Below are 12,209 nucleotides of genomic sequence, written 5' to 3'. Positions count from 1 at the left end.
GACACGCGGCAGAACCGGAAGCAGGAACAAAAGAAACACCAGAACGATGCCCTCTGCATTGCTGCAAAAAGGTCCTGTTGCCTCAGGACCCAACAGTGCGCCAAACACAACCCCCACAAACCACGCACCCCGGCAGCGTTCCCAACAACACCCACCCCCACAAAAAGCAGAGACACATGCTGCCGTACTGGCACCAGGACACAACCGGTAAAGGCCATGCCAAACAAGTTTGATTCGTTGATATTCCACCCATGAGCACCCACCGCAGAACAGACGCCTGCGCAATGGGCAACACTGACAACCACCACGAACTGCATACACAGAACACGGAACAGCTGCTAGCAGCTCCTTAGAAAGGAGGTGATCCAGCCGCACCTTCCGGTACGGCTACCTTGTTACGACTTAGTCCCAATCGCCGGTCCCACCTTCGACGGCTCCCCCCACAAGGGTTAGGCCACCGGCTTCGGGTGTTACCAACTTTCGTGACTTGACGGGCGGTGTGTACAAGGCCCGGGAACGTATTCACCGCAGCGTTGCTGATCTGCGATTACTAGCGACTCCGACTTCATGGGGTCGAGTTGCAGACCCCAATCCGAACTGAGACCGGCTTTTTGGGATTAGCTCCACCTCACAGTATCGCAACCCTTTGTACCGGCCATTGTAGCATGCGTGAAGCCCAAGACATAAGGGGCATGATGATTTGACGTCGTCCCCACCTTCCTCCGAGTTGACCCCGGCAGTCTCCTATGAGTCCCCGCCATAACGCGCTGGCAACATAGAACGAGGGTTGCGCTCGTTGCGGGACTTAACCCAACATCTCACGACACGAGCTGACGACAACCATGCACCACCTGTAAACCGACCGCAAGCGGGGCACCTGTTTCCAGGTATTACCGGTTCATGTCAAGCCTTGGTAAGGTTCTTCGCGTTGCATCGAATTAATCCGCATGCTCCGCCGCTTGTGCGGGCCCCCGTCAATTCCTTTGAGTTTTAGCCTTGCGGCCGTACTCCCCAGGCGGGGCACTTAATGCGTTAGCTACGGCGCGGAAAACGTGGAATGTCCCCCACACCTAGTGCCCAACGTTTACGGCATGGACTACCAGGGTATCTAATCCTGTTCGCTCCCCATGCTTTCGCTCCTCAGCGTCAGTTACAGCCCAGAGACCTGCCTTCGCCATCGGTGTTCCTCCTGATATCTGCGCATTTCACCGCTACACCAGGAATTCCAGTCTCCCCTACTGCACTCTAGTCTGCCCGTACCCACTGCAGAACCGGAGTTGAGCCCCGGTCTTTCACAGCAGACGCGACAAACCGCCTACGAGCTCTTTACGCCCAATAATTCCGGATAACGCTTGCGCCCTACGTATTACCGCGGCTGCTGGCACGTAGTTAGCCGGCGCTTCTTCTGCAGGTACCGTCACTTTCGCTTCTTCCCTACTGAAAGAGGTTTACAACCCGAAGGCCGTCATCCCTCACGCGGCGTCGCTGCATCAGGCTTGCGCCCATTGTGCAATATTCCCCACTGCTGCCTCCCGTAGGAGTCTGGGCCGTGTCTCAGTCCCAGTGTGGCCGGTCACCCTCTCAGGCCGGCTACCCGTCGTCGCCTTGGTAGGCCATTACCCCACCAACAAGCTGATAGGCCGCGAGTCCATCCAAAACCACAAAAGCTTTCCACCACCTGACATGCGTCAGACGGTCATATCCGGTATTAGACCCAGTTTCCCAGGCTTATCCCAGAGTCAAGGGCAGGTTACTCACGTGTTACTCACCCGTTCGCCACTAATCCCCCAGCAAGCTGGGATCATCGTTCGACTTGCATGTGTTAAGCACGCCGCCAGCGTTCATCCTGAGCCAGGATCAAACTCTCCGTTGAAGTAAAACAAATCAAACAGACACAACCACACCCACCGGAAATAACGGCCGGCACGGCTGCACAAAATTCGAAACCAGCTGAAAACCAGACCACCACACACGGGGGTGCGCAATGATCCAGCCATAATTTCAACCAATCAATAAAACAATCGGTATCAACAAACTTGGCACACTATTGAGTTCTCAAACAACAGACACTACCGGCACCACCCAAACCCACAAGGGTCCAGGATCGCTCCGGAGCAACTTTTCAAACTTACCCGAACCAGCCGCACAAAGCAAACCAGAACCCGGGCCTCCCACACCAACCAGCAGCACACAAAAGCACCACCGAAACCGGCAATTTGAAGGGAGTCGGTCGCCATCTTTCCGCATCAGCGGCGGCGACTCGAATAACTTTACACGCGCCCCACCCCCACACCAAATCCACCCCAACACCACCCAAAAACCCCGCCAACACAAGGAAAACACCCCCAAAACCACCCCACCACACCCCAAACCAACCCAAGTGAAGCCCATCACACAACCCCACCACCGCCGTCGAACCCCAACCAAACCCAAGGAACGCGAGAGAGCATCCGCCCCAAACCCAAGGAACGTGAGAGCGCGACGCCATCAAACCCGCGGGATGTGAGCGAGCGTCGGAAGGTGACGCTGCACGACCGACCGCCACCTCCCGGCGGTACCAACGGTTCGTCCGGCACCCGGCACTGAACAAGCACGTAAATCGCACCATGCACGGAATCGCAGAAAGGGCCGGCAACCGTAACGGTTGCCGGCCCTTTCGGAACGCGGTGGAAAAGAGTACTAAGCAGAAACCTCAATGGTCGCAAGGTTTTTCTTGCCACGCCGGAGGAGCAAATACCGTCCGTGCAGCAGTTGATCCTGGGCAATGACTGCATCGGGATCGGAGACCTTGGTGTTGTTCACATACGCGCCGCCCTCCCCTACGGTCCGACGGGCAGCCGACTTGCTGTCGGACAGACCCGAGGCAACCAGGAGGTCGATGATCCCCAAACCGTCGGTGCCGATCGTCGCCAATGGAAGTTCGGCGGTGGCGGCTTCAAGGGTTCGCTCATCCAGAACTGTGAGATCGCCGTTGCCGAAGAGTGCAGCCGAAGCTGCAATGACCTTCTCCGTTGCCTCGACGCCATGAACGAGCGAGGTCACTTCGAAAGCGAGCTTTTTCTGGCCCTCGCGGGCAAATGGACGCTCCGCCACAGCTTCTCCAAGTGCCTCAATCTCTGCACGCGAAAGGAAGGTGAATACCTTGAGGCGGTCCACAACATCCGCGTCCGCCGTGTTCAGCCAGAACTGGTAGAACGCGTACGGGCTGCACATGTCCGGGTCCAGCCAGATGGCGTTCCCTTCGCTCTTGCCGAACTTGGTGCCATCGGAGTTGGTGATCAGCGGCGTCCCCAATGCGTGGACGCTCTTGCCTTCCACCTTGCGGATCAGTTCGGTTCCGCTGGTGAGATTGCCCCACTGGTCAGAGCCGCCGGTCTGCAGCGCGCAGCCGTAATCCCGGAAGAGTTGGAGGTAGTCCATGCCCTGCAGGATCTGGTAGCTGAATTCGGTGTAGCTGATGCCTTCGTCGGAGTTCAGGCGGGACGCCACAGCATCCTTGCGGAGCATGGTGCCCACACGGAAGTGCTTGCCGATTTCACGCAGGAAGTCGATAGCAGTCAGCGGCGCCGTCCAGTCCAGGTTGTTCACCATGCGGGCCGGGTTTTCCCCCTCGAAACTGAGGAAGCGGCGCACCTGGCCCTGCAGGTAACCAACCCACTCAGCAACGGTGTCCTTGGTGTTCAAGGTGCGTTCCGCCGTCGGACGTGGGTCACCGATCAGGCCAGTGGACCCACCCACCAGGCCGAGCGGCTTGTGGCCTGCCAACTGCAGGCGTCGCATCACCAGCAACTGCACAAGGTTGCCCAGGTGCAGGGAGGGCGCGGTGGGATCGAAGCCACAGTAATACGTGATCGGGTCCCCGGCGAGCAGCTTTTCCAGTTCCGTTTCATCGGTGGAAACGTGGATCAGGCCGCGCCATTTGAGCTCCTGCCAGACATTGGCAAAAGCGGGATCGTTGTGCTGGGACTCGAGGTTGTTTACGTGTGACACGAGATCTAAGTTAGCAGGATTGCGGAGGCCCGTTTTCCTAGCGCTCGATACCCGCAGGTACCGGGGCGGCGGCAATGAGACGCAAGCGCTGCGTGGCTCGCGTCATGGCGACGTAGAGGTCGCCCACCTTGCCGTGCTCATGGTTCAGCATGGCGGCCGGTTCCAGGACCACCACCCCATCGAATTCCAGGCCCTTGGCTTCCTTGGGGCTGATGACCACAATGTCCTGTTCGTAGCTGCCCGCCCCGGCGCCAATACGGCGGCCGTAGACCTCCCGCAGCGCAGCGGTGGCCTGCGGAAGAAGTGGCCCGTCGGCAATGACAGCCAGCAGTCCGCCGTCGATCGCTTCAACTTCCTCGGGCAGGACGTCCACCAGGTGCGACACGATGCTGTCGGCATCGACGCGGTCCACAATGGGAGACCATTTACCTTCGCGCACGGCCTTGGGAGCCGAGACCACCAGTCCCGCGCGGTTGGCCATGCGGACTGCGGCTTCGGCGATCTGCGAGGGCGTGCGGTAGTTGACGGTGAGTTCTTCGAGGGTCCAGCGGTCACCGAACGACGGCGCCAAGGCACTCTGCCACGAATTGGCACCTGCCGCAGCACTCGTCTGGGCAATATCACCGACGATCGTGAACGACTTCAGCGGGCAGCGGCGTACCAGGAGCCGCCACTGCATGGGTGAGAGTTCCTGGGCTTCGTCAACCACAATGTGGCCGAAAGCCCATGAACGGTCGCTGGTGGCACGTTCCGCCGCGGTCAGGCGGCCTTCGCGTTCCTGGTTCTGGTCGGCAAGTTCTTCAGCCGAGACCAGGACGTCGACACCCATGGCTTCCATGTTGGCAAGAGTCTGCTTGGCGTTGGCGATGTCGCGTGCGCGGTCGGCCTCCTGCTGGGCCAATCCCCTGCCGGCTGCCGGGTCCAGTTCGCCCAACAGTTCAGCAGCTTCATCCAACAGCGGAACGTCAGCTTCCGTCCAGGGCGCGTCCACGGGCCGCTGCAGCAGCGAACGCTGTTCAAGCGTCAGGTGCGGTGTGCAGGCTTCAAGGATGGCCGGCTTGCTGAAGAGCTCGGAGATGAGCTTCTCCGGTGTCATCGGCATCCAGCAGAGGTTCAGCGCAATGCGCACGTCCCTCGCCGACCGGACGTCTTCCGCCAGGTAGGCGCGATCTGCGTTGTTGCCGATGTTGCCTTCCTCGACGAGGTCCGTCAGCTGTTCCGTGAGCTCGCGAAGGAGGATCTTCACGAACGTGAGCCGCGCTTCGTTGTGGGGTTTCCCCGTGGCGCGGGCCTTTTCCCGGGCACGGCGGACCTGACGGACAGTCAGAGTGAGCTTCCGTGAATCGACTTCCAGGATGCGGTCTTCAGCAGGCGTCCTTTGGCGGTTCGCGACGGCGTTGGCCACCACCTTGGCCATGTCCAGTTTGCCCTTGAGTGCGGCAACGTCGGCGTCTTCCTCGGGGATGGCATGGATGCCGGGCATCAGGCGGCCAAGGCTTGCCATGACCACGCCGGTCTCGCCGAGGGATGGCAGTACGCGTTCGATGTAATGCATGAAGGACGACGACGGTCCAACGAGCAACACGCCGGCGCTCTTGAGCCGTTCGCGGTGCGTGTACAGCAGATAAGCAGCGCGGTGCAGGGCAACGGCGGTCTTTCCCGTTCCGGGACCGCCTTGGACCACCAACGCGCCGGAGATGGAGGATCGGATGATCCGGTCCTGCTCAGACTGGATGGTGCCCACGATGTCCGACATGCGGCCCGTGCGCTTGGAGTTCAGTGCTGCCAGCAGTGCGCCTTCACCTTGGAGAGAGTCGTTGTCTGCGAGCATCCCCGCGTCCAGGACATCGTCTTCAATCGCTTTCACGTCGCGCCCCTGAAGGATCAGGTGGCGACGGCGACGCACGCCTTGACGGTCGAACGCCGTGGCTTGGTAAAAATGCCCGGCTTCGGGCGCACGCCAGTCGACCATCAGTCGCTGGAGATCGGCAGTAGAGAGACCGATGCGCCCGATGTATTGTGCTTCACCGGAGTCAAGGTCAAGGCGGCCGAAGACCAAGCGGTCGTCGACGGCGTCGAGCTGGGCAAGGCGGTCTTCGTACAGGGCCGCGAACGCGTCACGCTCGGAAACGTTCTGCATGGTTCCCACCGCGCCGGCCTTCCGCACCTGCGCCAGCTGGGCGCGCTTTTCGGCGCGCAGCTCATCGAGCCGGGCGTACAGCCCGGCCACATATTCCTGCTCGTGGACCAAATCAGCGTCGTGCATCGAACCGTAACCCCTATCGCAAAAGACAGACCGTCCATTCTACAGCGATTTTGGTAAACGCGTGGGGTACAAGTCATGTGGTGGGACGGTTATTGCGGAACGACCCTATTTCGGGGCCGTGCTGCCTTGTACCGCGACACCGTTGGATCGTCTTCGATCCAAAAGCGCCAAGGATATTCCGTGGTTCCGCCAGGACCCGATACCCCCACCCGCGGTCCGCTGGCGACGGCGGCTGCGGGTGTCGCCGGCAACCACAAGCTGAACGGTGAAGCGAGCGCGTCACGGCCGGTGTCCGCCGTCGTGAGTCCCAACGCGGAGGCGAGCCGGGCCGGTCCGCTGGCGAGGTCCTTGTGCGCTTTGGAGGCTGGCCTGCGGACGGCGGCGAGCTCCTCCCCCTCTACAACTTCTCCTGCCCGCAGGAGCAGCGCGGATGCGAATCCGTCGGGTCCACAGACGATGTTCGCGCAATAGTGCATCCCGTACGTGAAGTAGACGTAGAGGAATCCGGGTGCCCCGAACATGGGCGCATTACGGGCCGTGGGGCCACCGAAAGTGTGTGATCCAGGGTCAGGGTGTTCCGAACCGCGCGGCCCCATATAGGCCTCCACTTCGGTGAGCCTTACGGAGACAGGGCCGGCATCGGACTGGTGGGTGAGGACGGCTCCCAGGATCAACGGGGCAATGTCGCGGGCATCGCCCTGGAGAAAACTGCGCACGTCGTCGGGATGACCGATTCCGTTTTCCGTGAACGATCCCATCCCCAGACCCTAGCAAACTGCCAACGCCCATGTCCGATTTCCGCTAGCCGTGGTCGCGGCCGGCTGGCAGGATGAAGCCATGGACTTCTGGCAGCGCTACCGGGCAATCGACGCCCGGGACACACGGTTCGACGGGCAGTTCTTCACGGCCGTCAGTTCTACAGGCATCTATTGCCGGCCATCGTGCCCCGCCAGAACCCCCAAAGCCGAGAACGTCACGTTCTACGAAACCTCGGCCGCTGCCCATGAAGCCGGCTACCGCGCCTGCAAGCGGTGCCTGCCCGAAGCTGTCCCGGGAACTCCGGCCTGGAACATCCGCTCGGATATAGCCGGCCGGGCCATGCGGCTGATCAACGACGGCGTGATCACCCGCGAGGGCGTCGACGGCCTTGCCCACCGGTTGGGCTACTCCGCACGGCAACTCAACCGCATCCTCAGCAATGAACTTGGCGCCGGTCCACTATCGCTGGCACGGGCCAGCAGGGCACAAACCGCCAGGACCCTGTTGGTCTCCACCGATATGCTCCTTGCCGACGTTGCGTTTGCTTCGGGTTTCAACAGCGTGCGGCAATTCAACGACACCATTGGCGAAGTGTTCGCCATGACCCCGACGGCGGTGCGCGCTACCGGGGCCAAGTCCAGGCAACACCGGGGTACCGTTGCTGCGGTGCACGCCCCCGCGGCCTTGACGCTGAACCTTCCTTACAGGGAGCCCTTCGATCCGGGCATTTTCGATTTCCTGGCAGTACGAGCGGTGCCGGGCATCGAGACGGTGCGCACCTCGGAGGACGGAACCGGCACCGATGGAAGCAGGACTTACGCCCGCACCCTGCGCCTGCCGCGGGGCAGTGCCTCCTTCTCTGTCTCGTATAACCCCTCAGCTCCCGGCAAACCCTTGCAACTTACAGCTGCGGTGCTGGACCTCCACGATCTCCCGGCACTCTTGAGCCGGGTCCGGAGGCTGTTCGACGTGGACGCTGATCCCCAGGCAATCGACGACGCTCTGGCAACAGATGCGAGGCTGACTGCCAGTGTGACCGCGATCCCAGGAATACGCGTGCCGGGGGCTGTGGATCCCCACGAACTACTCATCCGGGCCATGATCGGGCAGCAAATCACCGTAGCAGCCGCGCGAACGGCCCTCACTCAGTTATCTGCTGCCGGAACCAGCGTGGATAGCGCCACCCCCGGCTTGGAGCGTTTGTTTCCGACGGCGGCCGAGATCGCCGAACACGGGCGAGCGTTCCTCCGTGGACCCCAGCGGCGGATTGACTCCATCATGGCCGCGTCCGAAGCCATGGCCAGCGGAGCACTTGATTTCGGCTACGGCGACGATCCCACCAGCCTCGAAAGCAAGCTGCTCCCCTTGCCCGGAGTGGGGCCATGGACTGTTGGCTACGTGGCAATGCGTGTCCTCGGTGCTCCGGATGTTCTCCTGGCCAATGATGCCGCGGTCCGGAACGGCATAAAGGTCCTGCCCGCCGGCACTGGGCTCAGCGCCGATTTCAGGGAGGTCAGCCCGTGGCGTTCGTATGCCACCATGCACCTCTGGCGGGCTGCAGCGGAAAAAACCCGAAGCAATTAGCTCCCGGGACGTGAGAGAGCGACCCGCCCAAACACGAGGGACCTGAGAGAGCGACCCGCCCAAACACGAGGGACGTGAGAGAGCGACCCGCCCAAACACGAGGGACGTGAGAGAGCGTGCGCGGCTCAGCGGGCGGCGGGCTGGGGTGCCGGCCAGGGCAGCAGGTCCGGCAGGTCCACTCCATCGGCGGCCGCTGTTGCGCGAAGGCTGCCCAGGCTGGGCTCTCGGCCCGCAAGCCACGCGGCGATGTCGGTCAGCATGCCGGTAATCGCGATGGAGGTGCCGCCGCTGCCAATGGTCCTCTGTGGCAGGCCGGTGGGCTGCAGGACGAATTTGTACGTGTCAGGGACGCGTGCAGCGAGGAAGCCAATCAGGTGTTCGCAGAAAGGCCTGTTCCATGTCTCCGGTCCGAACCCCACACCCGAATCCGACGCATGGATGGTGAGCTCCCGCCATAGGGCCAGGCCGCCGTCGAGCACTGTCCCGTCCCGGTACGCAATACGCGCCTGCCAGTCCTCCGGTCCCAAGGCATCGAACGCGGCAATCGCCGCATCCATGGCGGTGGTGACGGCCTCCGTGTGCTCCGTGAGGCTGTGCCCCGCCGCGAGTGCGATGGCCTTGTTACGGCCGTCCATGCCGCCGTCGTACAGTTCCCCGGTTTCGCCGCGGCGCGCGTACTCAAGTTGCCGGGCCATGGCATTGGAGATCCCGGCAAGGTGGGCGAGGACGTGACCCCGGGTCCAGCCTGGCAGCTCCGACGGTTCAGCGACGGATGAGTCGTCCAGTTTGGCGAGGATGCGGGTGACGGTGCCGGCGGCTTTGTGAAGCTCTTCGGGCAGCGTCTCGGGGGTGATCTGAGTCATAGCGCCATGTTAACGCACAGCGGGACGGCACCTCGCGATGCCCTGCCCGAAGGCATGGCCGCGACGTGCCGTCCCGGTTGTCGTCTAGCTGGCGTAGGAACGCACTGCGTCCAGTTCCGCTTGGAGAGCCGTCAGTTGGCGTTCGACGGCGGCCGGTGCCGTTCCGCCCTGCGAGTTGCGGCTGTTGAGCGACCCTTCGGTGCTGAGGACACTGCGGACCTCAGGAGTCAGGTGCTCCGAGATCGCTGCGTATTCCTCGTCCGTCAGGTCCCACAGCTCAACGCCACGGCCTTCGGCCTGCTTGACGGCAGCGCCGGAGAGCTCGTGGGCCTCGCGGAAGGGGACGCCCTGGCGGACCAGCCATTCTGCGATGTCCGTTGCCAACGCGAAACCCTGGGGGGCCAGGGATTCCATGCGCTCGGTGTTGAACTTCAGCGTGGCGATCATGCCGGACACGGCCGGAAGCAAAAGCTCCAGGGTGTCGGCGGCGTCGAAGACCGGTTCCTTGTCCTCCTGCAGATCGCGGTTGTAAGCGAGCGGCAGTCCTTTCAGGGTTGCCAGCAGACCGGTCAGGTTGCCGATAAGCCTGCCTGCTTTGCCACGGGCGAGCTCAGCGACGTCCGGGTTCTTCTTTTGCGGCATGATCGAGGACCCCGTGGAGTACGAGTCATGCAGCGTGACAAAGGAGAACTCCTTGGTGGCCCAGAAGATGACTTCCTCGGAGATCCGGGACAGGTCCACGCCAATCATGGAACACACCCAGGCGAACTCGGCGAAGACATCGCGGGAAGCGGTGCCATCGATCGAGTTGTGGACGGCCGAGAAGAATCCGAGGTCAGCAGCAACAGCCTCGGGGTCCAAACCAAGCGAAGAACCGGCCAAAGCACCGGAACCGTACGGCGAAACACCGGCGCGCTTGTCCCAGTCCTGGAGCCGCTGCACGTCGCGCAGCAAAGCCCAGGCATGGGCCAGGAGGTGGTGGCTCAGCAACACCGGCTGGGCGTGCTGCAGGTGTGTCCGGCCCGGCATGGCAACGCCTTGGTGGGCCTTGGCCTGCTCCACCAGGGCGTCGATGGTGGCAAGGACACCGCCGGCGATGATGCGTGCATGGTCGCGAAGGAACATACGGCCCAGGGTGGCCACCTGGTCGTTGCGTGAACGGCCGGCGCGGAGTTTGCCGCCCAGCTGGGTCCCGGCGCGCTCAATCAGGCCACGTTCCAGGGAACCGTGAACGTCCTCGTCGCTCTCGGCCGGCAGGTAGGCGCCGCTCGCGACGTCCTCGTCCAGCTGGGTGAGTGCGGAAAGCATGCCTTCGAGCTCGGCGTCGTCCAGCAAACCTGCTTTGGCCAGCACGCGGGCGTGGGCCTTGGAGCCGGCGATGTCATAGCGGGCAAGCCGCCAGTCAAAGTGGGTGGACTTGCTCAGTGCGGCCAGCGCATCCGCGGGGCCACCGGCGAACCGGCCGCCCCACAGTGCACCTTCGTTTGTTGCCGAGGCCATTACTTGCCTGCGACGCGCAGGTCGCGGCCGGAGGCAACCTTGGAGGACATGCCCCACAGCTCGATGAAGCCACGTGCCATGGACTGGTCGAAGGTATCGCCGGTGTCGTAGGTGGCGAGGTCGAAGTCGTACAGCGAGGTCTCGGAGCGACGACCGTTGACTACTGCCTGGCCACCGTGGAGGACCATGCGGATATCGCCGGAAACGTACTGCTGCGTGTCCTCGATGAAAGCGTCCAAGGAGCGCTTCAGCGGGGAGAACCACTGTCCGTCGTACACCAGCTCGGACCAGCGCTGGCCAACGGTGGCCTTGAAGCGGGCCTGCTCGCGCTCGATGGTGATGTCCTCGAGGTGCTTGTGCGCGGTGATCAGCGCCATGGCACCCGGGGCTTCGTAAATTTCGCGGGACTTGATGCCAACAAGGCGGTCCTCGACGACGTCGATGCGGCCGACGCCCTGGGCGCCCGCACGGCGGTTAAGTTCCTGGATGGCCTGCAGCGGGGTGACCTTGACGCCGTCGATCGCTACCGGCACGCCGGCCTGGAAGGAGATGGTGACCTCGTCCGGTGCCGGGGGGAATTCCGGGGTGGCCGTGTAGTCGTAGATGTCCTTGGTGGGAGCGTTCCAGATGTCCTCGAGGTAGCCGGTCTCGACGGCGCGTCCCCAGACGTTCTGGTCGATCGAGTACGGGTTCTTCTTGGTGGTCTCGATCGGCAGTCCCTTCTCCTCGGCGAAGGCGATGGCCTTGTCGCGGGTCAGGGCGAGGTCGCGAACCGGTGCGATGCACTTCAGGTCCGGGCCGAGGGTCTGGATGCCGACTTCGAAACGGACCTGGTCGTTGCCCTTGCCGGTGCAGCCGTGGGCAACGGTGGTGGCGCCGAATTCGCGGGCAGCCTTGACGAGGTGCTTCACGATGACCGGACGGGAGATAGCCGAAACCAGCGGATAGTGGCCCTGGTAGAGGGCGTTGGCCTTCAAGGTGGGCATGGCGTACTCGTTGGCGAACTCGTCGCGGGCGTCGGCTACGTAGGCCTCGACGGCGCCGCAACCGAGGGCGCGCTGGCGGATGGTCTCCAGGGACTCGCCACCCTGTCCGACGTCGACGGCCACAGCGATGACCTCGGCACCGGTGGCTTCACCGATCCAGCCGATGGCTACGGAAGTATCAAGGCCACCGGAGTAGGCCAGAACAATGCGCTCAGTCACGAGAGTGCTCCTTTGTTGTTGCTTGGTTCATTCGAATCAATA

Annotated in this window: 7 protein-coding genes and 1 rRNA gene; 1 reads left to right on the top strand and 7 read right to left on the bottom strand. The window is 62.6% G+C overall.

Going from position 1 to position 12,209, the window contains the following annotated elements; translation table 11 throughout:
• Positions 1-353 precede the first annotated feature (353 nt).
• The 4 genes from ABQM86_RS08655 to ABQM86_RS08640 all read right to left on the bottom strand — a co-directional run bounded on the left by ABQM86_RS08655 (position 354) and on the right by ABQM86_RS08640 (position 7,014).
• Positions 354-1,873, bottom strand: a 16S ribosomal RNA gene (locus ABQM86_RS08655).
• A gap of 806 nt (positions 1,874-2,679) precedes the next feature.
• Positions 2,680-3,990, bottom strand: a complete 1,311-nt coding sequence (tyrS, locus tag ABQM86_RS08650) for a tyrosine--tRNA ligase (RefSeq protein ID WP_207597072.1) — start codon at positions 3,988-3,990, stop codon at positions 2,680-2,682.
• 37 nt (positions 3,991-4,027) lie between these two features.
• On the bottom strand, positions 4,028-6,256 hold the full coding sequence (locus ABQM86_RS08645) for an ATP-binding domain-containing protein (protein ID WP_369746399.1): 2,229 nt from the start codon (positions 6,254-6,256) through the stop codon (positions 4,028-4,030).
• A gap of 89 nt (positions 6,257-6,345) precedes the next feature.
• A complete protein-coding gene (locus tag ABQM86_RS08640) occupies positions 6,346-7,014 on the bottom strand; it encodes a DNA-3-methyladenine glycosylase (RefSeq protein ID WP_207597070.1) in 669 nt (222 codons plus the stop codon).
• 79 nt (positions 7,015-7,093) lie between these two features.
• Here ABQM86_RS08640 and ABQM86_RS08635 point away from each other — a divergent pair, with 79 nt between their 5' ends.
• Positions 7,094-8,599 carry a DNA-3-methyladenine glycosylase 2 family protein gene (locus ABQM86_RS08635; RefSeq protein ID WP_369746398.1) on the top strand — a complete coding sequence of 502 codons (1,506 nt, stop codon included), beginning with the start codon at positions 7,094-7,096 and terminating at the stop codon, positions 8,597-8,599.
• A gap of 125 nt (positions 8,600-8,724) precedes the next feature.
• Here ABQM86_RS08635 and ABQM86_RS08630 read toward each other — a convergent pair whose 3' ends face one another.
• The 3 genes from ABQM86_RS08630 to ABQM86_RS08620 form a co-directional block, all read right to left on the bottom strand.
• Positions 8,725-9,462 (bottom strand): maleylpyruvate isomerase family mycothiol-dependent enzyme, encoded by a 738-nt coding sequence (locus ABQM86_RS08630; RefSeq protein WP_369746397.1) that lies wholly within the window; start codon positions 9,460-9,462, stop codon positions 8,725-8,727.
• Positions 9,463-9,546: 84 nt separating this feature from the next.
• Positions 9,547-10,962, bottom strand: coding sequence for an argininosuccinate lyase (argH, locus tag ABQM86_RS08625; protein WP_369746396.1), 1,416 nt, complete (start codon positions 10,960-10,962; stop codon positions 9,547-9,549).
• Entirely contained in the window at positions 10,962-12,167 is a 1,206-nt protein-coding gene (locus ABQM86_RS08620; RefSeq protein ID WP_207597066.1) for an argininosuccinate synthase, read from the bottom strand. The genes argH and ABQM86_RS08620 overlap by 1 nt, the downstream gene beginning before the upstream one ends.
• Between the last annotated feature and the right edge of the window lie 42 nt (positions 12,168-12,209).

The organism is Paenarthrobacter sp. AMU7, from assembly GCF_041200195.1.
GTDB lineage: Bacteria > Actinomycetota > Actinomycetes > Actinomycetales > Micrococcaceae > Arthrobacter.
The sequence above is the reverse complement of the archived record's forward strand: the minus strand, read 5'-3'. Positions and strand labels throughout refer to the sequence as shown.

Bases quoted from the DNA above. Each gene is read 5' to 3' on its own strand.
- ABQM86_RS08645 (WP_369746399.1), bottom strand. From the start codon at position 6,256: ATGCACGACGCTGATTTGGTCCACGAGCAGGAATATGTGGCCGGGCTG.
- ABQM86_RS08640 (WP_207597070.1), bottom strand. From the start codon at position 7,014: ATGGGATCGTTCACGGAAAACGGAATCGGTCATCCCGACGACGTGCGC.
- ABQM86_RS08635 (WP_369746398.1), top strand. From the start codon at position 7,094: ATGGACTTCTGGCAGCGCTACCGGGCAATCGACGCCCGGGACACACGG.
- ABQM86_RS08630 (WP_369746397.1), bottom strand. From the start codon at position 9,462: ATGACTCAGATCACCCCCGAGACGCTGCCCGAAGAGCTTCACAAAGCC.
- argH (WP_369746396.1), bottom strand. From the start codon at position 10,962: ATGGCCTCGGCAACAAACGAAGGTGCACTGTGGGGCGGCCGGTTCGCC.